We start from the raw sequence: 22,905 nt of genomic DNA, 5'->3' as shown, positions 1-22,905 counted from the left end.
CTCTCTGCCACGCACGCAGCACAACACTTGACTCCTACACCCCGGGCCCCCCGGAGTGCGCTCCCGGCCAGCGGCACCGGGCCCTCCCACTGCCCCCTCCCCCCTCCCTCCGCCCTTCCCGCTCCCGCACACCCGCCCACCAACCCACCCGCTACCACTATTTCGTTGTTTCGCCCTCCCGCTGCCCCCGCCGGGGCAGGGGCCCCGGCGGGGGCAGGCCGGTGAGGGGGAGGCCCGGTGGATGCAGTGGCCGGGGGCCGCGTCCGGCCGACCGCTCGCTGCGCCACGCACGCCGCCCTTCGGGGCTACGCCACCGGCGCCGGGACCACCTCCGCCCGCTCGCCCGGCGGGTCGAGCTGGAGCAGCAGTAAACGTTCCGCGAGCTCGTCCTCCTCGGGTCGCTCGCCCGCGATACTCCTTACGGCGTCGCGCAGTTGGGCGACCAGGCGGGTGCACTCCGCTCCCGCATCCACACCGTCGATGCACGCCCAGTAGAGGCTCTCGGTGTCCGCCCCGCAGGCCAGCACCACCAGCGTCTCCCCGATGTCCCGCAGCAGACCGCCGAGTTCGTCCAGCATCGGCCCCAGCTCGCCCAGCTCGCCGAGCCTTCGGGCCCGGCTGCCGGGCCCGAAGGCCGACGCCCCCGCCACGTCCCCCGTCGCATGGTCCAGGCAGCACGCCGCATGCAGCGCCGTCTCCGCCAACAGCTGCCCGAGGCCCGAGAGTTCGCCGTACTCGGAGCCCCCGAGCCGGGTGCCCACGGCCTCGGCGAGCAGGGCCGCCTGCCGAGCCTCGGCCAGCACGTCCGGGATGTTCCTGGTCTCCGCCAGGGCGTGCCGGGCTGTCTTGATCAGTCGCAGCGCCTCCATGCCGAACGCTCCTTCCATCACCCGCGCGGCGCTCTGCCGTGCGGTCACGGTGAGAGAGTGCGCCGGGACGGAAGGACCTGCACGCGGACATCGGAAACCTGTGGACAACCCGAGGGATGTGGACAACTCCCCTCCCCCACAAGGCTTAGGAGGCGTCCTCCGGGCTGACGTCGGCCTCCTCGGCGAGGGCGCCGGGGACCGGAAAGCGCAGCTCGTTGCGCTCGATCTTCTCCGCCAGGGCCGTCAGCGGATCGACCCCGACCACCGTGCAGAACTGGAGCAGGTAGGCGAGCACGTCGGCCACCTCGTCGCGCACCCGGTGGGCGCGGTCCGGGTCGGCCATCACCGCGGACGCCTGCTCGGGCGTGAGCCACTGGAAGATCTCCAGCAGCTCGCCGGCCTCCACGGTCAACGCCGAAGCGAGGTTCTTGGGCGTGTGGAAGGGCTCCCAGCGCCGCGCCGCGGCGAACTCCACCAGCCGCCGGCGCAGCGCTTCCAGCGTGGGCCCGGGGATATCGGTCTCTCGTTCGTTCACCCGTCCAGGTCTACCTCATCGCCCACCGCCGGACCCACCGCCGGACCGGCCACCCCACCCGCCATCGAATCCGACGCCGACCGCGCCGACGGAAGCACGGGCGAGGCCGCCGAACCACCCCGCACCGCCTGCCCCGGCACCCGCGCCGTCTCCGCCCGCAGCACCGTCAGCCCCGAGCCGGGATCGCGTCGGCACTCCACCACCGCCACCCCGGGCGGCAGTTCACCCACCCCGCCGAGCGCGTCCCGCGCCGCCGCCGACTCCTGGAGCGTGGCGAGCACCCGCAACTGGTTGCGCCCGGCCATGTCCCGGGCGAGCCGCAGCAGCGACGCGCTCTGATCGGTGCCGAGCCCCGCCCCGAGGTCGTCCGCGAGCACGGTCAACTGCCGCTGCGCCCACGGCACCTCGACCGCCACGTCGAGGTCCAGCACCCCCGCGCCGGTGAGCAGCACCGCGGCGAACGCCAGGTACCGCAGCATCCCGTCGGAGGCCTGGTCGGCTCCGGTGCGCCCGAGCAGTCCCTCGTCGAACACCGCGAGCACCCGCCGGTCCGCGCCGCCGCCGCGGTGGGCGAGGTCGAGGCCCAGCAGCGGGTGCGGGGCGGCGGACTGGACGACGCGCAGCAGCTGCCCGTACCGGCGGGGGCACTCGTTGCTGAGCCGGGCGATCAGGGCGGAGATGTTGGCCGCGGTGCTGAGCAGCCGGGCCTGCGGGTCGGGGCGCGCCCAGCCCCGCATGAGGGCGGGCACCGGGTGGACGGGGAAGACCTCGCGCAGTGCGGTGAGCAGTTGTTCGGCGGCGGCGAGGACCTTGCGTTCGCCGGGCGAGGAGCCGGCGACCCGCAGCGGGATCTGGGCGGTGATCAGCGTCCCGCTGGGGAACGGGGCCCGGATGTCGCCCTGCCGGGTGTCGTTGTGCCAGCTGACGTTGACGCGGCACTTGCGCAGGTCCTGCTCGCCGGTCTCGACGAGGGTCTGCCCGTCGAGGGTGAGCTGCTCCCGGGCGATCCGGACCGGCCCGTCGGTGCGGACGACGACTTCGAGGCCGATCGGCCCGTCCGGGGAGCGGACGGTGCAGCCGAGGATGAGGGCGTTGCGGCCGTGCGGCACGCAGCCGTCGAGGCCGCCGCGCAGGCGGGTGGCGAGCGGGCCGGTGGTGCCGGGCCGCCCGTCGAGGGAGGCGCCGATCTCGTCGCCGAGGGCGAGCCGGGAGAGGACGGCGAGGCCGTCGAGCGCGTTGGACTTGCCGACGCCGGCGGGACCGTGCAGCACCGTGAGAGGCGCGAGCGGGAGCGTCGCACGCCGGTAGGACTTGAAGGAGGTGAGCCGGATCTCCTCGACGGTCGGGCGCCGGACGGTCGGCTCGCCCGGGTCCGGGCTGCGCTGCTGCGGGTGGGCCGGCACGGCGGGCCGGGTGGCGTCGCGGTTCACCCGTCGGACGTTATCGGCCGGTCGGGAGGCAGAAACGTGCCTGCCCGGCAGATTCATCCCTTCGGGGTGACCCCGGCGCGCGCGGCCGGGCCCGCGCCGTCCGCCGCCGCGCAGGGTCGACGGGCGGCGTGCAGGTCCGGTTCAGCGCTGTCCGCCGCCGCGCACCACCGGATCAGCGCCGGTAGGCGGCGACGGTGACGGAGGCCGTCACCTCGACCGGGTCCGGCAGCGCGGCGAGCCGCTCCGCCAGCCGGTCCGCGTCGGTGTGCCAGGCGCTCGGCCCCATGCCGACCACGGTCCGCACCTCCTCGGCGGACAGCCGCAGCGTGAACTCCACCTCGCGCTGCCCGGCCGGCGTCAGGTACGGCCCGAGCTTCTCGTCGATGCGCCGCTGCTTCTCCTCGTCGACCGACAGCAGCCCCAGGGCGGTGACGAGTTCGCGCAGGTGGCGCGAGGTCGGAGCGACGAGCAGCAGGGTGCCGCCGGGCCGCAGCACACGGCGCAGCTCGGGGCCGTTGCGCGGGGCGAACACATTGAGGACGAGCCCGGCACCGCCGTCCAGCAGCGGCAGCGGGCGCCACGCGTCGCAGACCACGGCGCCGATCCGGGGGTGGGCCCTGGCGGCGCGGCGCAGCGCGTACTTGGAGATGTCGAGGGCCGCGCCGGGTCGGCCGGGGAGGGCGTCGAGGACGTGGGCGAGGTAGTGGCCGGTGCCGGCGCCGAGGTCGACGACGAGTCCTTCGGGGTCGGCGGCCACGGCTGCCTCGGCGAGGGCGTCGGCGATCGGCCGGTAGTGGCCGGCGGCGAGGAAGTCGCCGCGGGCGGCGACCATGTCGGCGGTGTCACCGGTGCCGGTGTGGGCGTCGCCGGCGAGCAGGCTGACGTAGCCCTGCTTGGCGACGTCGTGGCTGTGTCCGGCGGGGCAGCGCAGGGTGCGCCCGTCGAGGGTGAGCGGCTGCGCGCAGTGCGGGCAGGCCAGGTAGGGCTCGATGTCCTGCAGCAAGGGTCCGTCTTCTCTCGCGACCCGGTCGCGTGTTCCGGCCGGGGGTGCCAGCCTAACGAGCCGCGCCGGGCGGTCCCGCATCCGCCGGGGCGCCCGCCCGCGGGCCGGGGACGGACGGCCGCTCCCGGGTGCCCGCGGCGGCGGCCCGCAGGGCGAGCGCGGCCAGTGCCTCGGGCGCGCCGGCCTGGCCCCGGATGCCCGGGAAGGCGTTGACGTCGACGACGACCGGTTCGTCCGGCCCGTCCAGCAGGTCGACGCCGTAGACGTCGAGGCCGAACACCTCGCCGACCCGCAGGGCGAGCCGGGCGCGCTCGACGGGCAGATCGGCCGGCCCGAAGCCGTCCGCCGGCGCGGACCCGGCTCCCGGTACGGACCCACCTCCCGGCCCCGACCCGGCCACGCCGTGCGGCAGCCCGCTGTGGCCGGGGTCGGCGAGTTCGGAGCGCCGGCGGGTGCAGAACAGCTGCCCGGCGACGACCCAGAGCTTCTGGTCCCAGCCGGTGCTCGGCAGGTAGGGCTGGGCGACGACGGGCTCGTCGGCCCACTGCTCGGCGAGCGCGCGCAGCCGGGCGAGGTCGTCGACCCTGGCGACGAGGTCGTGGCGGCGGCTGTGCCGGCTCTTGAGCACCAGCGGGAACGCGAGTTCGCCCGCCTCGGCCGCCGCGAGCAGCACGGCCGGGCGGTCGGCGGTGCGGGTGGGTGCGAAGGGCACGCCGGCCCGCCGGGCGAGTTCGGCCATGGCGGTGCGGTCCTGGCAGAACTCGGTGGCGGCGGCCGAGTTGACGACGGGCGCGCCGCGCTCCTCCAGCGACCGGGCGAGCGCGAGGGCCGCCGGGGTGCGGGCCTTGAGCAGGTAGACGTCGGCGAGCGGCCCTTCGCCCGCGCGACCCGCCGGATCGAGCGCCTCGACCCGGTGGCCGGCCGCGGTCAGCAGCGCACCGGCCGCGGCGAGCAGCGGGTGGTCCGGGGCGGAGGTGATCAGGCCGATCCTCACAGCGGGCCGCCGACGCCCACGCCGCCCAGGCCGGCCACCCCGACGGCGGCCCCGCCGCCCTGCGCGGGCATCCGCACGGCCCGCGCGCCGAGCCCGACCGCGCCCACGGAGGCGTCCAGCCCGGCGGCATCCAACCCGGCGGCGTCCAGCGCCACCGCGGGCGCCGTGACCGCCGTGCCGGTGCGGGCCAGCCGCAGGATCGCCCGCGCGACCCGCGCGACCGCGTCCGGCACCTGCCGGAAGCTCGGGAAGTCGTTGATGTCGACGACCACCGGCCCGTCCGGGCCGAGCAGCACGTCGACGCCGTACAGGTCGAGCCCGAACACCTCGCCGACCTGCGCGGCGATCCGCGCCACCTCGGCGGGCAGCGGCACCTGCCGCTCCCGCACGCCCTGGTCGGGGTTGAGCGGCGAGCACCGCTCGGTGGCGTAGAGCTCGCCGTCGACGCAGTACACCTTGAGGTCGGTGCCGGAGTTGGGCACGTAGGGCTGGGCGATGAGCAGGCCCTCACCGGCCAGCAGGGGGCCGATCTCGGCGAGCTGCCCGGGGTCGCGGACGAGCCGCACGGCCCGCCCGGAGCTGCCGTCGGCGGGCTTGACGACCAGCGGGTACTCGGCCGCGGGGATCTCGGCGAGCCGTTCCCAGCGGGCGGCCGCGTAGGTGACGGGGACGGGCAGTCCGCGGGTGCGGGCGACGACGGAGGCGAGTGCCTTGTCGCGGACGCCGCGGATCGAGCGGACGTCGTTGACGGTGGTGAGGCCGACCGCGGCGGCGGCCTCCAGCAGGGTGAGGCCGGGCCCGCCGGAGACGGTCTTGAGCACCCAGGCGTCGTGGCTCCCGGCGCGGACCGCCTCGGAGATCGCCATCAGCGAGTCGCCGGGGCGCAGCACGTCCACCCGGTGCCCCCACGCGGTGAGTTGCCGTACGACGTCGAGCGGCATGCCGTCGTGCCGGTAGTGCTCCTCCACCAGAAAGCAGAGCCTCATGAGCCGGTCATCCCCCTCGCTTCGCCCAACGCGGACGTCCGCCGTCCCCGTCCGGCAGAGCTGTAAAAGCCCCAGGATGCCATGGGGTCCGCCCACAAGATCGCCCGGCCTGTAAGCGTTGGGCAACAATCGCGGCGAAATGCCCGGGCCCGGCGGCCTTCCGGGGCTCCGGGCGCCCTCGCGGGGCCCGCGGTCCGGGCCGGGGCCGGCAAATCCCTGGCATGAACGGGGCAGGCCTGCTTGGATGCACGGCGTGACCTTTGACGATCTTGAAACCGCCCCCTCCGCCCCCTCCGCCCCCTCCGCCGCCCAGGCCGACCGGGTCCTGCTCGACGAGATCGAGCGCTACTACGACGCGGTTCCACGCGCCGCCGCGCGCGTGGAGGACTTCGGACCGCTCAGCCTCTTCGTCCGCGAGGGCGCCGGCTGGCCGTACTACGCCCGGCCGGCGCTGGGCCACCAGGGTCCGGCGGCCACCACCGAGGACGTCCGCCGGGTGCTGGCCCGCCAGCGCGAGCTGGGCCTGCCGGAGGCGTTCGAGTGGGTGGCCGAGCACGACCCCCTGCTGCGCGCGGCGGTGGAGGAGGCGGGGCTGACGGTGCACGAGCACCCGCTGCTGGTGCTGGGCCCGCAGGACACCCCGGGCGTGCCGGGCCCCGCGTCGGACGGTGCGGCCGACGGCGTGGCGGTGCGGGTGCTGGCCGCCGACGACCCGGCGCTCGCGCACGCGGTGGCCGTCCCGCACCTGGCGTTCGACGAGCCGGGCACCGGCGTGGGCGACACCGGAACTGCGGAACTCGCCGCGAAGGCCCAGGTGTTGGGGTCCGACGGCACCGCGGCGCGGACCGCCGCACGGATCGCCTCCGGGCACACCGTGCTGGCGGCGGCCTTCGAGGACGGCACTCCGCTCTGCGCGGGTCAGCACAACCCGGTCGGCGCGGTCACCGAGGTGGCCGGCGTGGGCACGCTGCCCTCGGCGCGCCGGCGCGGGCTGGGGCTGGCCGTCACCGCGGCGCTGGTCGAGCACGCCCGGGCCACCGGGGTGCGGACGGTGTTCCTGTCCGCGGCCGACGAGGACGTGGCCCGGATCTACCGTCGCGCGGGCTTCCGCCCGTTCGCGACCGCGCTGATCGCCGAGCCGCTCGCACCGGCCGAACCCACCGAGCCGACCGAGCCGGCGGCCGGGACCAGCTGAGCCCGCCCTCCCGATCCCGCTCCCCTCATTCCGAGTCGTCGTCGTCCTCGCCGCTGACCTCCTCGTCCTCGGCCTCGTCCACCACCCAGGCGGCCAGCCGGTCCGCCACCCCGGAGACGGTCAGCCGCCCCTCGCGGATGGCCCGGGCGAGGCTGCGCACCTCACGGGCCGTGGTCGCCACCGAGCAACCGCTGGCCACCAGGTAGGCGTAGGCGACGGCGGTGGCGAACAGCTCGTTGGTCTTCTCCAGCGCCGGCACCCGGATCAGCTGGTGCATGAGGGCGGCGGCGCGGTCCTGCGGTTCGGGGTAGACGGCGATGTCGAAGATCTCGGCCTGGTGCCGCGCGACGGCGGCGAGCAGCGATCCGTAGTCGGTGACCTGCGGGTCACCGGGCGTGTACTGCTCGGCGGTCATGAGCAGCCACGAGAGGTCGACCTCCAGTTTCAACGGCGCACGTCCTGCAGGTCGGCGCCGCCCCGCTGCTCGCCGAACTCGGCGAGGAACGCCGTCTCGTACTCCTTCATGAACTGCGCCGCCGCGTCGACGAAAGCCCGCCCGGCCTCGCCCATGTCCTGCTGGACCAGGCGCTCGATGTACTGGTTCATGCTGATCCCCTGCTGCTCCGCCCGCTCCCGGGCCATCTCCGCGGTGGTGGCGTCCACCCGGACGTTCAGCTGCTTCTTACCCATGAAATTCAAGCTAGCGCTGAAGTGCTAGCACAACAAGGGCGCGCGCGGCCCCTCGCACGCCCGCTCGACGCGCTCGGCACCGGCGGAGAGGGAGACTTGAAGAGTTCTTCACCTTCGGAGATTCTGAAGTGCCCCGAGCATTCCCTGGAGCGGCACCGACCGGTGTGGAGGCCGGCAATGACAGCCATGTTCGACCAGGAGCTGCGCGAGCAGCTCGCCCAGGCCCGCAAGGAACTCGCGGCCGCCCGGGCCGAAGGGGACGCCGACGGCGTCCAGGCGTACCAGGGCCGGATCGCCTCGCTGATCCGGCTCGCCGCCCAGCACGGCATCGCCCTGCCGCACGACGCCCAGGAAGAGGAGCACCACCTGCCCTGAGCCGCCCGCGGCACCGACGAAGGCGACAGACGACGGAGGGCGGCACCGAGCCCGGGCACCGCCTCCGCCGATTCGCCATGCGGCCCCACCCCGGCGCCCACTCCGGTCGGCAGTCGGCGGTTGACTACGCGGCACTACCGGCGCCACGCAGCAGGGGCGGGCTGAGCAGCCACGCGCATCCCCGGCGATAGAGAGCCGCCGGACGTCCGACGGAAGGCAGCCGTCGCTCCCCCGTGGGCTGCACGAACCCTGCGGTATTGAGCACCTTGCGGCGGAAGTTGCTCGGATCCAGGCACTGGCCCCAGATCACTTCGTAGACCGCGCGCAGCTCGCTCAAGGTGAACGACTCCTCACAGAAGGCCGTGGCAACAGCCGTGTACTCGAGCTTCCTGCGGATCTCCTCCAAGGCGTCCGCAAGGATGACCGAGTGATCGAACGCCAGCTCCCGGGCGCCGTCGGCCAGCTCCGACACGGACGCCCAGTAGGCGGTCCTGGCGTCAGTACCGCCCACGGGGACGGGAAGGTCAGGCCCCAGTGCAAGAAAGGCAATGGTGACCACCCTTCCCCTCGGATCGCGCCCCGGGTCTCCAAAGGCGCCTAGCTGCTCCAAGTGCAGTCGGCCACCGTCGATCCGGGCCTCCTCCCACAACTCGCGCAGTGCTCCCTCACGCAGCGTCTCGTTCTTCCGGACATAGCCACCCGGCAACGCGGGTCGCCCGAGGAAGGGCTCCCGCCCTCGCTCGACCAGGAGCACCATCAGCCGACCTTCCCTGATGGTGAAGATCGCCAAGTCCACGGTCACCCACGACGCCTCCACCTCGGCGGAGTCCTTCAGCTTGCCATCCAACAGAGCCCCTAAAGGTCGCATTGACTAAAACACCCTCGGGCATTTATGGTCTCACAGACCATAAGCCTCCCAGGCAAGGGCAGGGCATGATCACTTCCCGTGCGCCACTGGCCAAGGAAGCGGCCGAGGAACCCACGGCCGCCACCCGCCACTTATGTACCGGTGTGTACGTTGACGAGCGGTTCCGTGACCTCGTGATCGACGAAGTCTGCACCGCGCCGCACCGAAGGGTCGCCCCGTCCTACGGGTTCGACATCGTTCCTGTCATGCGCCACGCATGGCGAGCCGCCGCATTGGCCGCGGCCCTCCGCTTGACCCTGGTAGGAGCAGTGGTCGCCCCGGCCCTCGCGGGCGCCCTGACCACCAGCATCCTCGTCGCCTGCGGTCTCGCCCTTCTGTGGCTGCTCCGCCTCACCATGCTGCTCCGGGACATCGATCGGGATCCGGTACCGAGACGAAAGCCCGGACGGCGCGGACCGGGAAAGGCACCCGGCCACCAGTACCTCTTCGGGCTGGTCTCCCCCCGAAAGCACCCGGAGAAGGGCCCCGCACTCAGACGCATCGGTGCCGCCGCGCTCTCCCTGACACTGACCGGCCTGGCCGCCGCCCTCGCCCAACCCGACCAGGCCAGGACGGCGTTCCACGTGGCCGCAGGAATCGTGCTCTTGTGCCTCGTCATCGGAGTCACACGCCAACTGATCCTCAACCGCATCCTGCGCGCGCCGTCCCTCCGGCCCCGGCGCCTGTCCGGCCGGCAACGAGCAGCGGACATACAGCAGCGACATGTCTGCACCGTCTACCGCCGCCCCCGCCACAGTGCGGACGAAGACGGGGACGGGGACGACCTCACTGCCTTCACGCTCTTCGGGGACGACTCACCGTTCATGGGGGCTGGTGAACTCGTCTATCACTGGAACCCTCCGATCAGCATCCAGCTACTACGCCCCGGCACTGACGACGAGGCGCCGCTCCACGAACGCGAGCACCCCGTACCTCCCTTCCAGGCCCACGAACTGGTCGAGTACCTGCGGGAGGCGGTTCAGCTATTGGCCACCGACAGTCAGGAGGTCCGGCTTCCCGCGCAGGTCCGCGACCGCGTCTACGTGGCCGAAACCGATGTGGCGGTGGACCGCTCACTCCTTCCCCAGAGGTTCGACGAGGCCGATCTGCGCGCGGTCATCAACACGCCCGGAAGCAAACAGCACCACTTCCTCGAGGTCGTCACACCGACGGAGGGGTCGGAATTCGTCGCGACCGTCCTGCTGCACGTCAGCCTGCAGGGACGCACGCTGATGATCTCCACGGCGGCATGCGTTCTCGCCCACACACCGAGATCGTTCCAGCAGACCGAGGAGTTCGGCCACCACGGAGCCGTGGCCGTCGCCTTGGCTGCCTTCCTCGAGTTGGTCAAGCTGCCGCTGGAGATCGAGAGATCATGGCGACTCGTCCGCTACTTCTTCACCCTGGGAAAGGCCGCCCTGCTCCCTCGCGACCTCACCTCCACACCGATCCGCAGCCTCCTGGTCGGAAGCCGGGTGAGCATACGGGAGCAGGCCGCCCAGACATGGTCCAAGGTCCAGTTGGAGAAGAGCGACATCCTGGGCCGGATGAAGACGATCGAGCAGCGCCTGCTCCGAGCCGCCGGCGATTTCCTGTTCTCCAGGGATGTGGACATCTCCGAGTTCAACGACCGCGCACTCAAGATCATCAACAGCGGGATCTTCAACTTCGGTGACAACAACACCTTCAGCGGCAACGCCGTGGGCGACCAGGCCCAGGTCGGCGCTTCCGCGAACCAGTCGACAGGCTCGAACAATCCCGGAAGCGGAGGAAGCCAGTGACCACCAATCGAGGCATCGTCAGCAGAGGCGACAACAACCACTTCGCCAACAACGCCGTCGGAGAGCACGCCGGGGTCTTCGCAGCCGCCCCCTCGGGCCGCGCTGACGCCAGTCCTGGCCGAGGAGCCACCGACGAGCGGCCCCTCAGCTGGGACATCGGTGTGGTCACCATCCTCAGCGAGGAACTCCGCTCCGTGATCGACGAACTGAAGCTGGAACGCCACAAGGAACCCGGCGGACTGTACTTCTACCGCGGCGAACACGACACACCGGAGTCGACCGTCCGCATCGTGGCCACGCAGAGCCAGAGTCAGGGACAGCGATCGGCGATGGCCGCCCTGGAGAACCTCCGCCGCCACTACAACCCCCGTCTCTGGGCCCTGGTCGGCGTGGGCGGAGGCATCCACGACGAACACGCGCGCATCGGCAACGTCATCGTCTCCACCGACATCGTCTACTACGAGAACCGCAAGATCAATCCACAGGGGAACGTCCGTCGCCGCGGGGAGCACCGCCAGGCGCCGGCACCGGTCGTTCACGCCGTGAACGCATTCTTCACCGACCACGGAACACCGGCACGTGTCCACGGCCAACTCCCCGCCTACGCCTCGGAGGAGTTCAAGGTGTACCCCGGAGTGATCGGGTCGGGGGAAGCCGTCATCGCCGACCGCGAGAGCGACATCCGAAGCTACCTCACGGGCTACCACGAGAAGGTCCTCGCGGTGGACATGGAAGCCGGAGGATTGAGTCAGTACTGGCAGGAGAACTCCTTCCAGGGCGCAACCAATCCGGGCTGGATCGTCATCCGCGGCGTCTCCGACAACGCTGACGAGAAGAAGGGACACGGGTACCACGAGCTCGCGGCTCGAAACGCCGCACATGTTCTGCGTCGGCTTCTGCCCTATCTCTGCTGACTTCGAATCCAGCGGTCGGGCATCATCCAGACAGGAAGAAGTGGCTCGCATGACTGATTTTCTGTTCGGGATATTCAGTTCGCTGGCAGCCAGCGCGATCGTGCTCGCCCTGGGCCTCCTACGCGGCTCACGCCCCGCATGGTGGCTGATCGCCGTCTGCTCCTGGTGCACCGGCACCGGTCTGGGCCGCGTGTACCGCCATCAGTCGTCCGCCGAGCAGGACATCGCGCGCGACCTGGGCCGGGCTCGCTGGATCAAGATCCTGACCGGGCGCGGGAACGTCCTCACCCGTGAAGTCTTCTCTCCCCTGTGGTCCGGTGAGCTCTCCCCGGAGTCCGTCCAGGTCGTCCTGCCCGACCCCGACACCCGCAGGGACTCATGGCTCGACCGGCGCTCCCACGACGTGCGCCGGTTCGATCCGGGGTTCACCCCGGACCTGCTCAGGAGCCAGGTCCGGACGAACATGGACTACCTGGCCCAGGCGACCCGCGCGCAACGCAACGTCGAGCTTCGCAGCTTCAACCTGCCCAACACCTGCCGTGTGATCGCGACGGACCGCGCCGCCTACCTCACCTTCTACAGCGCCTCCGCCCACGGCCGGAACGCCCCCTGCCTGTACGCCCGGGCACCCGGGCTTCTGTACGCCGTTGCCCTCCAGCTCTTCGATTCAGCCTGGATGAACGGCTCACCTGTCCGCCGCCCCGAACAGCAGTCCTGACAGCGCACAAGACAGCGGAGGCGGTACCCGGAAGACCCGGGTACCGCCTCCGTCGTCGTCGCGTCCGAGGGTCACTCGCCCCCGACGGGCTCCAGGATCGCCACGCACTCGAAGTGGTGCGTCATCGGGAACAGGTCGAAGGCCCGCAGCGAGAGCGGGCGGTAGCCGCCCGCTCGGAAGAACGCCAGGTCCCGGGCGAGGGCCGCCGGGTCGCAGGCCACGTACGCGATCCGGCGGGCGCCGAGCCCGGCCAGGTGGGCGACGGTCTCCCGCCCGGCACCCGCGCGCGGCGGGTCGAGCACGATGAGGTCGGTCGCGGTGATCCCGGTGCGCGGCAGCAGGGACTCCACCCGGTCGCACTCGATCCGGACGTTCTCCAGCGCGGCCAGGTTGTGCCGGGCGTCGGCCACCGCCTGCTTGCCGGACTCGATGCCGAGCACCGCGCCGTCCTCGCCGACCCGGTCGGCCAGGGCGCCCGCGAACAGGCCCACCCCGCAGTACAGGTCGAGCGCGTTCTCGCCCCACTGCGGGTCCAGGCCGTCGAGCACGGCGTCGACCAGGGTGTCCGGCGCCTCCGGATGGATCTGCCAGAAGCCGCCGTTGCTGACCCGCCAGGTCCGCCCGGCGGCGCGCTCGCGCACGAAGCCGCGGCCGTGCACCTTGTGGGGGTCGCCCTGCTCGTCGATGCGGGCGATGGAGACCGGACGGTCCAGCTCGACCAGCGGCAGCTGGGCGCCCGGCGCCGGGGTGAGCACCACCTGACGGTCCGAGGAGCCGGAGGCGGCGATCGCCTCGACCGAGACGACGCCCGGCCAGTCGCGGGCCTCCACGCCCAGCTCGGTGACGCCCTCGGCGGCGATCAGGCAGCGGTCGACCGGCTGGATCTCGTGCGAGCGGTGCTTGCGCAGCCCGACCTTGCCGCTCTGCGGGTCGACGGCGTACTGCACGCGGGTGCGCCAGGCCGGCACCTGGCCGGCCGGCAGCTTGCCGCCGACCGGCTCGACGCTGCCGTCCCAGCCGGCCTCGGCCGGGGTCAGGCCGGCCAGCTTGGCCAGCTGCTCGGTCAGCACCTGCACCTTGAGCTTGCGCTGGCCGCCGGGCGTGACGTGCTGCCAGTCGCAGCCGCCGCACTTGCCGGGCCCGGAGAACGGGCACGGCGGGGCGATCCGGTCCTTGGCCGGCTCCAGAACCTCCACCGCGTCGGCACGCAGGAAGCGCGAGGTGGTGGTGCCCTCGGTGACCTGCGCGATCACCTTCTCGCCGGGCAGCGCGTGCCGGACGAACAGCACCCGGCCCTCGTGCCGGGCCACGCAGTGACCGCCGCCGTGCGCGACGGGGCCGACCTCGACCTCGTAGCGCTCGCCGACCAGCGGGTCGCCGGTGGGAGCCTTCGGCGCCCGGGGGGCCTTGGGGGTCTGGGACGCCTTGGGCGCGCCGGCGGTGCGCAGCGCCCGCGGGGGACGCACGGCCTGCTTGCGCGGGCGCTGCGCACCGCCCTTCGACTGCCCTTCCCCGCCCTCGCGCGCCTCACCGCGCGCAGCCCGCTCCGGACGCGCGGCACGCTCGCCGCGCTCACTGCGCTCCGGACGCGCGGCACGCTCACTGCGCTCCGGGCGCGAAGGCTCCTCCGCACGCTGCGGTGCGCGCTCCTCCGGCGCGAGCGGCGCCGTCCGCGCGGTGAACCCGTCGCGGTCGGTCGCCTCCGGCCGCGACGGCTTGCCCCAGCGCGGCCGGGCGACCTGCCCGGGCCGGCCTGAGGCGCCGCCCTTGCGGGCGCCCTTGCCCGAGGAGCCATGGGAACGAGAGGGAGTGTTGCGGGTCACTGGGAGGAGTCCTTCGTGCTGCGGTCGGCCGGGCCGGCGGGCTTCGCCGAGACTTCCGACTTTACGGCCTTGGGCGCCCGGGGCTCACCACGCCGGACGGAACCGGGCGCCGACCAGGCCTTCTGCGGCTTGCGCCGCTCCGAGGACTCCAGCTGCCACGGCACCGAGGTCACCATCACACCCGGCTTGAACAGCAGCCGGCCCTTGAGCCGCAGCGCGCTCTGGTTGTGCAGCAGGTGCTCGTACCAGTGGCCGACGACGTACTCGGGGATGTAGACCGACACCACCTCGCGCGGGCTGCTGCGGCGCAGGTTCTTCACGTAGTCCAGCACCGGGCCGGTGATCTCCCGGTACGGCGAGTCCAGCACCTTGAGCGGCACCTCGATCCCGCGCTCGTCCCACTCCGCGCGCAGCGCCGCGGTGTCCGCCGGGTCGACGTTCACGGTCACCGCCTCCAGGGTGTGCGCCCGCGCGAGCCGCGCGTACGCCAGTGCCCGCAGCGCCGGCTTGTGCAGCTTGGAGACCAGCACGATCGCGTGCACCCGGGTGGGGAGCACCACGTCGTCCGGCACCTCGGCGGCGACCAGTTCCTCGGAGACCCGGTCGTAGTGGCGGCGGATCGCCTTCATCATCACGAACAGCACCACCATCGCCGCGATGGCGATCCAGGCGTGGCTGATCTTGGTGGCGAGCACGACGATCAGCACCGCCATGGTCATCACCAGGCCGAAGGTGTTGATCGCCCGGCTGCGCTGCATGTGGCGGCGCTTGGCCGGGTCGGTCTCGGTGCGCAGATTCCTGGTCCAGTGCCGGATCATGCCGGACTGGCTCATGTTGAACGACACGAAGACGCCGACGATGTACAGCTGGATCAGCCGGGTCGGGTCCGCGTTGAAGGCGATGATGAACAGGATCGCGGCCAGCGCCAGCAGGATGATGCCGTTGGAGAAGGCCAGCCGGTCACCGCGGGTGTGCAGCTGACGCGGCAGGTAGCGGTCCTGGGCCAGGATCGAGCCCAGCACCGGGAAACCGTTGAACGCGGTGTTGGCGGCCAGCACCAGGATCAGCCCGGTGACGGCGGCGACGAAGTAGAAGCCCGGCGTGAAGTTCGAGAACACCGCCTCGCTGATCTGGGCCAGCGCGGTCTTCTGGTGGTAGTCGCCGGGCACGCCGACCAGCTGCTGCGCGGGGTCCTCGGCCATCTGCACACCGGTCAGCCGGGCCAGCCAGATGATGCCCATGAACATCACGACGGCGATGCTCGCCATCATCAGCAGCGTGGTCGCCGCGTTCTTGCTCTTCGGCTTGCGGAACGCCGGCACGCCGTTGGAGATCGCCTCCACGCCGGTCAGCGCCGCACAGCCCGAGGAGAACGCCTTGAGCAGCAGGAACACCATGGCGAAGCCGGCCAGGGACTCGTTCCCCGGGGTCGCCGCCAGGTGGAAACCGGAACTCTCGGAGGGCATGTCCTGCCCCATCCCGAAGTGCCGGATCACGCCGTACACCACCATGCCGAGCACGCCGACCATGAAGGCGTACGTCGGGATGGCGAAGGCCGTACCGGACTCCCGGACGCCGCGCAGGTTCATCCCCATCAGCAGGATGACCACGACGACCGAGAGGGTCAGCTCGTGCCCGCGCAGCGCCGGCACCGCCGACACCACGTTGGCCACGCCCGAGGTGGTGGAGACCGCCACGGTGAGGATGTAGTCGACCATCAGCGCGCTCGCGACCACCAGGCCGGAGTTCGGGCCGTGGTTCACGGTGGCGACCTCGTAGTCGCCGCCGCCGCTCGGGTAGGCGTGCACGTTCTGCCGGTACGAGGCCACCACCGCGAGCATCACGATGGCGACCACGACGCCGATCTGCCACGAGAAGTGGATCGCAGAGGCACCCGCCAGGGAAAGGGTCAGCAGGATCTCCTCGGGCGCGTACGCGACCGAGGAGAGCGCGTCCGAGGCGAAGACGGGCAGCGCGATGCGCTTGGGGAGCAGCGTCTCCCCCAGCTTGTCGCTGCGCAACGCACGCCCGATGAGGATGCGTTTCGGTAGGTCAGTCGGCATAGGCACGGTAAGGAATCGTAGGGGCAGTACGAAGCGACGTCCCACGGACGCCCCCCGTTGAGGCCACCCTTCGTCGCGACTGTGTTCGGCGGACCGGCTAGCGTGTCGGATACGAGCAGGCGGGCAACACTGTGGTTGTCGTGCCGAGCCCCACGAGGACGCCCACCCCGGACACCGGGGCGGGGAAACGGAGATCGAACGGTGTTTGCGCAGGTCATGACCCCTACAGGACGGGTGAGGTAGCGCCGGTGCACATCGTCATCATGGGCTGCGGCCGGGTGGGCTCCGCCCTCGCCCGAGCACTGGAGAAACAGGGCCACTCGGTGGCCGTCGTCGACCAGGACCCGACGGCCTTCCGCCGGCTCGGCGCCGGGTTCAACGGCCGCCGGGTGACCGGTGTCGGCTTCGACCAGGACACCCTCAAGGAGGCGGGCATCGAGGAGGCGGGCGCCTTCGCCGCCGTCTCCAGTGGTGACAACTCCAACATCATCGCCGCCCGGGTGGCCCGGGAGAACTTCGGCGTGGAGAACGTCGCCGCCCGGATCTACGACCCCCGGCGCGCCGAGGTCTACCAGCGCCTGGGCATCCCCACCGTCGCCACCGTGCGCTGGACGGCCGACCAGATGCTGCGCCGCCTGCTGCCGAGCGGCGCCGAGCCGCTCTGGCAGGACCCGAGCGGCGCCGTCCAGCTCGCCGAGGTCGCCTACGACCCCGACTGGGTCGGCCACCGGCTGAGCGAGCTGGAGGAGGCGTCCGGCGCCCGGGTGTCGTTCGTCACCCGGCTCGGCGAGGGCGTGCTGCCCTCGCCCCAGATGGTGGTGCAGGAGGGCGACCTGGTGCACGTGATGCTGCGCCGGGCCGACCTGACGGCGGTCGAGGCCGCGTTCGCGCAGGGCCCGCGGAAGGAAGGTCACTGATGCGAGTCGCCATTGCCGGAGCCGGCGCCGTCGGACGCTCGATCGCGGGCGAGCTGTTGGAGAACGGCCACGAGGTCCTGCTGATCGACAAGAACCCCAACTCCATCTCGGTGGAGCGGGTACCCATGGCGGAGTGGCTGCTCGCCGACGCCTGCGAGATCACCTCGCTGGACGAGGCCGCGCTGCAGCGCTGCCACGTGGTGATCGCCGCGACCGGTGACGACAAGGTCAACCTGGTCGTCTCGCTGCTCGCGAAGACCGAGTACGGCGTGCCGCGGGTGGTCGCCCGGGTGAACAACCCGAAGAACGAGTGGCTCTTCAACGAGTCCTGGGGCGTGGACGTGGCCGTCTCCACCCCGCGCCTGATGTCCGCCCTGGTCGAGGAGGCGGTCAGCGTCGGCGACCTGGTCCGGCTGATGCGCTTCAGCCAGGGCAACGCCAACCTCGTCGAGCTGACCCTCGCCGAGGACACCGAGCTGGTCGGCACCCGGGTCGGCGACGTGCCGTGGCCGCCGGACACCGCGCTGGTGACCATCCTGCGCGAGGGCCGGGTCCTGGTGCCCGGCAAGGACGACACCCTGGAGGGCGGCGACGAGTTGCTCTTCGTGGCCGCCCAGGAGCGCGAGGAGGAGTTGGAGGACCTGCTCTCCAGCTCGGCCGGCGCCCAGTAGGAGCCGAGAAACGCCGAGGGCCCGCACTCGCTCGGAGTGCGGGCCCTCGACCGTTGACCGCCACCGGCCACCGGTCCTGCTGCCGGCCGACGGCCTGCTACCGGCCGACGGCCGAACCGTCGGCCGGGTGCTCGTCCGGCCCCGGCTCGTCGTCCAGCTGCGCCTTGATCGGCGGCGGCGCCTTCAGCAGGATCTGCCAGGTCACGTACATCGCCAGCAGCAGCGGCGGGATGCCCAGGGCGACCTTGAGCCAGCCCAGCAGGTTGACGTTGTGGGTGAAGTACAGCGGGAAGAGGATCACCGGCTTGATGCCCATGATCAGCACCCACGCCCAGGTGGCCCTGGTGTAGGCGGCCAGCCGGCCCGGATTCTCCTTGCGCCAGGTGAACATCTCGCCGGTCACCGGGCCGAGCATGATGCCGATCAGCGGCCAGCGGACCAGCGCCGAGACGGCCAGGCCCACGCAGTAGCCGACGTTCCAGAGCAGGCCCGGCAGGTAGAAGTTCTCCGCCTTGCCGGTCTTCATCGAGATCCAGGCGCCGATGGCGACGCCGAACACCCCGCTGAAGGCGTGCTGGACGGTCTCCCGCTTCAGCAGCCGCGCCACCACGAACAGCGCGCTCAGGCCCAGCGCGGCCCAGGCCGCCGCCGGCACCTTGTGGGTGATGTTGTAGGTGACGATGAAGACCAGGCCGGGCAGGGTCATGTCGACCATGCCGCGGACCCCGCCGAACGCCTTCATCACGGTGTCGGCGGCCTCCCGGGAGGCCTGGGCCTGCCGGGCCGCCTCCTCGTCATGGGCGATCTCCACCAGGCCGAGCTGGGCGGCGGGCTCGCCGCCGGGCTGGTTGCTCACGCTCATTCGCTCCCGTGTCCGACCGGACGCAGCTCGTAGCGGGGGTTGAACAGCACCCGGCGGCCACGCGCGTGGCTGATCCGGCCGCTGGCCACCAGACGGCGCCCGGGCTCGATGCCCGCGATGGAGCGGCGCCCGAGCCAGACCACGTCCAGCGCCTCGGTGCCGTCGAAGAGTTCCGCCTCCAGGGCCGGTACGCCGGCCCGCGGGCGGAGCGTCACGGTCCGCAGGGTGCCGGCCACGGTGACCAGTTGCCGGTCCCCGCAGCTGGCGATCGGCGTGCAGCCCGACTCCGCGGCGCTCTCCTGGCGCAGCTCCTCGGCCTCCAACTCCTCGGTGGAGGAGGTCAGCCGGCTGAGCATGCGGCGGAAGCGCCCCTGCGGCGGCCCGCTGCTGTTGTCACCACTCATGCCGGAAGGGTACCGGTTCCGGGGGCCCCGGCGGCAGGCCGCAGGTCGGCCGGGGACTTCGCGCGAGCGCGCCGCGAGGGCCGCCGGCGCGCCGGACCGGCACCGTCCGCTCACCCCTCGAAGCGGTAGCCCATGCCGGGCTCGGTGATGAAGTGCCGCGGGTGCGAGGGGTCGCGTTCGAGCTTGCGCCGCAGCTGGGCGAGGTAGACCCGCAGATAGTTCGTCTCGGTCCGGTAGGCCGGGCCCCACACCTCCTGGAGCAACTGGGTCTGGCTGACCAGCCGGCCCGCGTTGCGCACCAGGACCTCCAGCAAATGCCACTCGGTCGGGGTAAGCCGGATGTCGGCACCGTCCCGGTTCACCTTCTTCGCCGCCAGGTCCACGGTGAAGCTGTCGGTGACCACCACCGAGCCGTCCTCCCCGGCGACCGGCTCGGCCCGGCGGACGGCGGCGCGCATCCGGGCCAGCAGCTCGTCCATGCCGAAGGGCTTGGTGACGTAGTCGTCGGCCCCGGCGTCCAGCGCCTCGACCTTCTCGTCGGAGGCGTGCCGGGCGGAGAGCACGATGATCGGCACCCTGGTCCAGCCGCGCAGGCCCTTGATCACCTCGACCCCGTCCATGTCGGGCAGGCCGAGGTCGAGGACGACGACGTCGGGATGGCGGGCGGCGGCGAGTTCCAGGGCGCTCGCACCGTCATGCGCCGCGTCGACCTCGTACTTGCGGGCCTTGAGGTTGATCACCAGCGCGCGGACGATCTGCGGTTCGTCGTCCACGACGAGGACCCGGGTCATACGGGCTCCGCCTTTCGGGGCTGTCGGTCGGATCGGAAGTGGTCGGAAGTGGTCGAAAGCTTTCATTCAACGGTCGTCGCGGGCGTCACCGATCAGGTGGGTGGCGGGGCGAGCTCCGGTACGTCGGGCGCGGGGACACGCTCGGTCGTGGGCAGGGTGACCACCATGGTCAGTCCGCCACCCGGGGTGTCCTCGGCGGACACCGTGCCGTCCATCGCCTCGACGAAGCCGCGCGCCACCGCGAGCCCGAGGCCCACCCCGGCACCGCGCGGCGCGTCCCCGTAGCGCTGGAACGGGGCGAAGATGCGCTCCTTGGCGTCCTCCGGCACCCCCGGCCCCCGGTCCACGATCCGCAGCTCCACCCGGCCCGGCCCGCCCGCCGGCTCCAGCGCATCGGCCTTGACCAGCACCTTCACCCCGTCCGGGCTGTACTTGACGGCGTTCTCGATCAGATTGGCCAGCGACCGCTCCAGCAGTCCGCCGTCGGCCAGGATCATCGGCAGGGTCTCCGGCACGTCCAGCCGGACCGCCTCCGGCGCCACCCCGCCCAGCGCGAACGGCACCACCTCGTCCAGGTCGGTCTCCTGGATCAGCGGCGTGACCGTCCCGGTCTGCAGACGGCTCATGTCGAGCAGGTTGTTGATCAGATGGTCGAGCCGGTCGGCGCCCGCCTCGATCCCCGCCAGCAGCTCCGCCTCGTCCTCCTCGTCCCACTCGACGTCCGCCGACCGGAGCGAGCTCACCGAGGCCTTGATCCCCGCGAGCGGCGTGCGCAGATCGTGCGAGACGGCCGCGAGCAGAGCGGTGCGGATCCGGTTCCCCTCGGCCTCCCGCCGGGCGGCCGCCGCCTCCCCCGCCAGTCGCCGGCGCTCCAGCACCACGGCGGCCTGCGCGGCGAACGCCCCGAGCAGCCGGCGGTCCTCGGCCGGCAGCACCCGGCCGCGCAGCACCAGTGCCAGCGTCTCCCCGATCGGCACGTCCACGTCGGCCGTCTCCGGCCGCTCCGGCGGACGCGGGCCCGCCGTTGCCACCGCCTGCCACGGGCCGACCCGGTCGGGCCGCTCCAGCAGCGCCACCGACTCCTGCTGGAAGGTCTCCCGGACCTGCTCCAGCAAGGCCGTCAGCACCCCCTCCCCGTTCGGCGCCCCGCGCAGCACCGTGCCGGCCAGCGCGCTCAGCGACTGCGCCTCGGCCTGGCTGCGGGCCGCCTGGTGGGTGCGCCGGGCCGCCAGGTCGACGACCGACGCCACGGCCATGCCGACGGCGGTGAATATCGCCACCGCCATGATGTTCTGCGGCTCGGAGATCGTGAACGTGTGGATCGGCGGCGCGAAGTAGTAGTTGAGCGCCGAGGACCCGACCAGCGCCGAGGCGATCGCCGGGAAGAGCCCGCCCACCAGGGCCGCGCACACCGTCAGCGACAGGAACAGCAGCATGTCCGTGGTCAGACCCAGACCGTGCACATTGATGAGCACCAGCGCCAGCAGCGGCGGCCCGGCCACCCCGATCAGCCAGCCCGCGATAGTCCGGGTGCGGCCCAGATCGGTCACCTTGCGGGTCGGAACCCGCCCACGTCCCTTCGCGGCGTGCTCGTGCGTGACGATGTGCACGTCGATGTCGCCCGACTCCCGGGTCACCGTGCCGCTCACACCCGGGCCGTAGACGTACTGCCAGGCCGGCCGCCGGCTGGTCCCGAGCACGATCTGCGTCGCGTTCACACCGCGCGCGAAGTCCAGCAGCCCCGCGGCCGGGTCGTCTCCCAGCACCGCGTGGTACGAGCCGCCCAGGCTCTCCACCAGCGCCCGTTGCTCGATCAGCGTCTGCGACGACCCCGAGCCCGGACCGGCCAGCCCGTCCGACCGGGAGATGTGCACCGCCAGCAGCTCACCGCCCGAGCCGCGGGCGGCTATCCGGGCGGCCCGGCGGATCAGCGTCGCCCCCTCCGGCCCGCCCGTCAGACCGACCACGATCCGCTCGCGCGCCTGCCAGGTCCCCTTGATGCCCTGCTCGGCGCGGTACTTCTGCAGGTACTCGTCAACCCGGTCGGCCGTCCAGAGCAGCGCCAGCTCGCGCAGGGCCGTCAGGTTCCCCGGCCGGAAGTAGTTGGCGAGTGCCGCGTCGATCTTCTCCGGCGCGTACACGTTGCCGTGCGCCAGCCGGCGCCGCAGCGCCTGCGGCGACATGTCGACCAGCTCGATCTGGTCGGCCCGGCGGACCACTTCGTCCGGCACCGTCTCCCGCTGCCGTATCCCCGTGATGCCCTCGACCACGTCGCCGAGCGACTCCAGGTGCTGGATGTTCACCGTCGAGATGACGTCGATCCCGGCCGCGAGCAGCTCCTCGACGTCCTGCCACCGCTTCTCGTTGCGGCAGCCCGGCACATTGGTGTGCGCCAGCTCGTCCACCAGCGCCACCTGCGGCCGGCGTGCCAGGACCGCGTCCAGGTTCATCTCCGTGAACACGGCCCCGCGGTGGGTCAGCTCCTGCCGCGGCACCACTTCGAGACCCGTGACCTGCTCGGCCGTGTGCCGACGCCCGTGATCCTCGACGAACGCCACCACGACGTCCGTCCCCCGCTCCGACCGCCGGTGTGCTTCCGCGAGCATGGCGTACGTCTTACCGACCCCGGGGGCCGCCCCGAGGTAGACCCGCAGCCTGCCGCGTCCCATGTGCACCATTCTTGATCCGGCCGTGCCTGGCGGCCATCCCGGACACCAGTTCCCTTCGCCTTCGAGACTACGGCGCAGGCGCCGGTTTGCCAGCGATCTGGCCGCTGAGCTGGGAGTTTTAGCGCCATATTGATGGGCCATCGGGGCCTGCGGCAGCGCTGGCCGGCGCGGCACCCACCCGCCTGCCCCGCCTGGCCGCATTTCGGTCCGGACATGCGAAAAGCCCCTGCCGGTATCCCCGGCAGGGGCTTCTCAGAAGAATTGTTCGGCGGCGTCCTACTCTCCCACAGGGTCCCCCCTGCAGTACC

Annotated in this window: 22 protein-coding genes; 7 read left to right on the top strand and 15 right to left on the bottom strand. The window is 72.3% G+C overall.

Going from position 1 to position 22,905, the window contains the following annotated elements:
- Positions 1 to 305: 305 nt before the first annotated feature.
- The 6 genes from ACFVVU_RS38325 to ACFVVU_RS38300 form a co-directional block, all read right to left on the bottom strand.
- Complete coding sequence (locus tag ACFVVU_RS38325) at positions 306 to 917, bottom strand: DUF6099 family protein (RefSeq protein ID WP_387794431.1); 612 nt, start codon at positions 915 to 917, stop codon at positions 306 to 308.
- Positions 918 to 1,014: 97 nt separating this feature from the next.
- A complete protein-coding gene (locus ACFVVU_RS38320) occupies positions 1,015 to 1,404 on the bottom strand; it encodes a nucleotide pyrophosphohydrolase (RefSeq protein ID WP_387794429.1) in 390 nt (129 codons plus the stop codon).
- On the bottom strand, positions 1,401 to 2,834 hold the full coding sequence (locus ACFVVU_RS38315; protein WP_387794428.1) for an AAA family ATPase: 1,434 nt from the start codon (positions 2,832 to 2,834) through the stop codon (positions 1,401 to 1,403). Before ACFVVU_RS38315 ends, ACFVVU_RS38320 begins: the two co-directional genes overlap by 4 nt.
- Before the next feature lie 172 nt (positions 2,835 to 3,006).
- Positions 3,007 to 3,837: a putative RNA methyltransferase gene (locus tag ACFVVU_RS38310; protein ID WP_380687025.1), complete on the bottom strand. Its 831-nt coding sequence runs from the start codon at positions 3,835 to 3,837 to the stop codon at positions 3,007 to 3,009.
- 52 nt (positions 3,838 to 3,889) lie between these two features.
- Positions 3,890 to 4,831 carry a RimK family alpha-L-glutamate ligase gene (locus tag ACFVVU_RS38305; protein ID WP_380687027.1) on the bottom strand — a complete coding sequence of 314 codons (942 nt, stop codon included), beginning with the start codon at positions 4,829 to 4,831 and terminating at the stop codon, positions 3,890 to 3,892.
- Complete coding sequence (locus ACFVVU_RS38300) at positions 4,828 to 5,817, bottom strand: RimK family alpha-L-glutamate ligase (RefSeq protein WP_380687029.1); 990 nt, start codon at positions 5,815 to 5,817, stop codon at positions 4,828 to 4,830. The genes ACFVVU_RS38305 and ACFVVU_RS38300 overlap by 4 nt, the downstream gene beginning before the upstream one ends.
- A gap of 325 nt (positions 5,818 to 6,142) precedes the next feature.
- Between ACFVVU_RS38300 and ACFVVU_RS38295 the strand changes: the two genes are divergently transcribed.
- Positions 6,143 to 7,012 (top strand): GNAT family N-acetyltransferase, encoded by an 870-nt coding sequence (locus ACFVVU_RS38295; protein WP_387794433.1) that lies wholly within the window; start codon positions 6,143 to 6,145, stop codon positions 7,010 to 7,012.
- Positions 7,013 to 7,037: 25 nt separating this feature from the next.
- On the opposite strand, the gene ACFVVU_RS38290 is transcribed toward ACFVVU_RS38295, so the two are convergent.
- Together ACFVVU_RS38290 and ACFVVU_RS38285 are read right to left on the bottom strand one after the other, a co-directional pair.
- Positions 7,038 to 7,460: a fic family toxin-antitoxin system, toxin component gene (locus ACFVVU_RS38290; protein ID WP_355376046.1), complete on the bottom strand. Its 423-nt coding sequence runs from the start codon at positions 7,458 to 7,460 to the stop codon at positions 7,038 to 7,040.
- A complete protein-coding gene (locus ACFVVU_RS38285; RefSeq protein ID WP_380687031.1) occupies positions 7,457 to 7,702 on the bottom strand; it encodes a toxin-antitoxin system HicB family antitoxin in 246 nt (81 codons plus the stop codon). Before ACFVVU_RS38285 ends, ACFVVU_RS38290 begins: the two co-directional genes overlap by 4 nt.
- 177 nt (positions 7,703 to 7,879) lie before the next feature.
- Between ACFVVU_RS38285 and ACFVVU_RS38280 the strand changes: the two genes are divergently transcribed.
- Complete coding sequence (locus tag ACFVVU_RS38280; protein WP_387794425.1) at positions 7,880 to 8,077, top strand: hypothetical protein; 198 nt, start codon at positions 7,880 to 7,882, stop codon at positions 8,075 to 8,077.
- 124 nt (positions 8,078 to 8,201) lie between these two features.
- Here ACFVVU_RS38280 and ACFVVU_RS38275 read toward each other — a convergent pair whose 3' ends face one another.
- The gene (locus tag ACFVVU_RS38275; RefSeq protein WP_387794424.1) at positions 8,202 to 8,924 is read right to left on the bottom strand and encodes an NUDIX domain-containing protein; all 723 of its coding nucleotides are present in this window, start codon (positions 8,922 to 8,924) and stop codon (positions 8,202 to 8,204) included.
- Between the two features lie 86 nt (positions 8,925 to 9,010).
- On the opposite strand from ACFVVU_RS38275, the gene ACFVVU_RS38270 reads away from it, so the two are divergent.
- The 3 genes from ACFVVU_RS38270 to ACFVVU_RS38260 are packed head-to-tail and all read left to right on the top strand — an operon-like array spanning position 9,011 to position 12,397.
- Positions 9,011 to 10,765, top strand: coding sequence for a hypothetical protein (locus ACFVVU_RS38270; RefSeq protein ID WP_387794420.1), 1,755 nt, complete (start codon positions 9,011 to 9,013; stop codon positions 10,763 to 10,765).
- A complete protein-coding gene (locus ACFVVU_RS38265; RefSeq protein WP_387794418.1) occupies positions 10,762 to 11,679 on the top strand; it encodes a hypothetical protein in 918 nt (305 codons plus the stop codon). Before ACFVVU_RS38270 ends, ACFVVU_RS38265 begins: the two co-directional genes overlap by 4 nt.
- A gap of 49 nt (positions 11,680 to 11,728) precedes the next feature.
- A complete protein-coding gene (locus tag ACFVVU_RS38260) occupies positions 11,729 to 12,397 on the top strand; it encodes a hypothetical protein (RefSeq protein WP_387794416.1) in 669 nt (222 codons plus the stop codon).
- Positions 12,398 to 12,468: 71 nt separating this feature from the next.
- Here the strand turns inward: ACFVVU_RS38260 and ACFVVU_RS38255 are convergent, their stop codons facing one another.
- Positions 12,469 to 13,767 carry a class I SAM-dependent RNA methyltransferase gene (locus tag ACFVVU_RS38255; RefSeq protein ID WP_380715662.1) on the bottom strand — a complete coding sequence of 433 codons (1,299 nt, stop codon included), beginning with the start codon at positions 13,765 to 13,767 and terminating at the stop codon, positions 12,469 to 12,471.
- Between the two features lie 449 nt (positions 13,768 to 14,216).
- On the bottom strand, positions 14,217 to 16,283 hold the full coding sequence (locus ACFVVU_RS38250; protein ID WP_380689212.1) for an APC family permease: 2,067 nt from the start codon (positions 16,281 to 16,283) through the stop codon (positions 14,217 to 14,219).
- A gap of 248 nt (positions 16,284 to 16,531) precedes the next feature.
- Between ACFVVU_RS38250 and ACFVVU_RS38245 the strand changes: the two genes are divergently transcribed.
- Together ACFVVU_RS38245 and ACFVVU_RS38240 are read left to right on the top strand one after the other, a co-directional pair.
- Positions 16,532 to 17,200: a potassium channel family protein gene (locus ACFVVU_RS38245; protein ID WP_380689210.1), complete on the top strand. Its 669-nt coding sequence runs from the start codon at positions 16,532 to 16,534 to the stop codon at positions 17,198 to 17,200.
- Complete coding sequence (locus ACFVVU_RS38240) at positions 17,200 to 17,871, top strand: TrkA family potassium uptake protein (protein ID WP_355376057.1); 672 nt, start codon at positions 17,200 to 17,202, stop codon at positions 17,869 to 17,871. Before ACFVVU_RS38245 ends, ACFVVU_RS38240 begins: the two co-directional genes overlap by 1 nt.
- 97 nt (positions 17,872 to 17,968) lie before the next feature.
- On the opposite strand, the gene ACFVVU_RS38235 is transcribed toward ACFVVU_RS38240, so the two are convergent.
- The 4 genes from ACFVVU_RS38235 to ACFVVU_RS38220 all read right to left on the bottom strand — a co-directional run bounded on the left by ACFVVU_RS38235 (position 17,969) and on the right by ACFVVU_RS38220 (position 22,597).
- Complete coding sequence (locus ACFVVU_RS38235) at positions 17,969 to 18,733, bottom strand: DUF3159 domain-containing protein (protein ID WP_380688575.1); 765 nt, start codon at positions 18,731 to 18,733, stop codon at positions 17,969 to 17,971.
- Positions 18,730 to 19,137, bottom strand: coding sequence for an OB-fold nucleic acid binding domain-containing protein (locus ACFVVU_RS38230; protein WP_350555533.1), 408 nt, complete (start codon positions 19,135 to 19,137; stop codon positions 18,730 to 18,732). Before ACFVVU_RS38230 ends, ACFVVU_RS38235 begins: the two co-directional genes overlap by 4 nt.
- A 110-nt stretch (positions 19,138 to 19,247) precedes the next feature.
- Positions 19,248 to 19,928, bottom strand: a complete 681-nt coding sequence (locus ACFVVU_RS38225) for a response regulator (RefSeq protein ID WP_355376066.1) — start codon at positions 19,926 to 19,928, stop codon at positions 19,248 to 19,250.
- A 92-nt stretch (positions 19,929 to 20,020) separates the two neighbouring features.
- Entirely contained in the window at positions 20,021 to 22,597 is a 2,577-nt protein-coding gene (locus tag ACFVVU_RS38220) for an ATP-binding protein (RefSeq protein ID WP_387794413.1), read from the bottom strand.
- Between the last annotated feature and the right edge of the window lie 308 nt (positions 22,598 to 22,905).

Origin of the sequence: Kitasatospora sp. NPDC057965, assembly GCF_042887135.1 — a bacterium.
GTDB lineage: Bacteria > Actinomycetota > Actinomycetes > Streptomycetales > Streptomycetaceae > Kitasatospora.
This window is presented reverse-complemented; position numbering and strand designations above follow the sequence as displayed.

Coding starts and splice junctions, on each gene's coding strand:
- ACFVVU_RS38230 (WP_350555533.1), bottom strand. CDS start 19,137: ATGAGTGGTGACAACAGCAGCGGGCCGCCGCAGGGGCGCTTCCGCCGC.
- ACFVVU_RS38300 (WP_380687029.1), bottom strand. CDS start 5,817: ATGAGGCTCTGCTTTCTGGTGGAGGAGCACTACCGGCACGACGGCATG.
- ACFVVU_RS38250 (WP_380689212.1), bottom strand. CDS start 16,283: ATGCCGACTGACCTACCGAAACGCATCCTCATCGGGCGTGCGTTGCGC.
- ACFVVU_RS38240 (WP_355376057.1), top strand. CDS start 17,200: ATGCGAGTCGCCATTGCCGGAGCCGGCGCCGTCGGACGCTCGATCGCG.
- ACFVVU_RS38225 (WP_355376066.1), bottom strand. CDS start 19,928: ATGACCCGGGTCCTCGTCGTGGACGACGAACCGCAGATCGTCCGCGCG.
- ACFVVU_RS38260 (WP_387794416.1), top strand. CDS start 11,729: ATGACTGATTTTCTGTTCGGGATATTCAGTTCGCTGGCAGCCAGCGCG.
- ACFVVU_RS38235 (WP_380688575.1), bottom strand. CDS start 18,733: ATGAGCGTGAGCAACCAGCCCGGCGGCGAGCCCGCCGCCCAGCTCGGC.
- ACFVVU_RS38280 (WP_387794425.1), top strand. CDS start 7,880: ATGACAGCCATGTTCGACCAGGAGCTGCGCGAGCAGCTCGCCCAGGCC.
- ACFVVU_RS38220 (WP_387794413.1), bottom strand. CDS start 22,597: ATGGGACGCGGCAGGCTGCGGGTCTACCTCGGGGCGGCCCCCGGGGTC.
- ACFVVU_RS38270 (WP_387794420.1), top strand. CDS start 9,011: ATGATCACTTCCCGTGCGCCACTGGCCAAGGAAGCGGCCGAGGAACCC.
- ACFVVU_RS38285 (WP_380687031.1), bottom strand. CDS start 7,702: ATGGGTAAGAAGCAGCTGAACGTCCGGGTGGACGCCACCACCGCGGAG.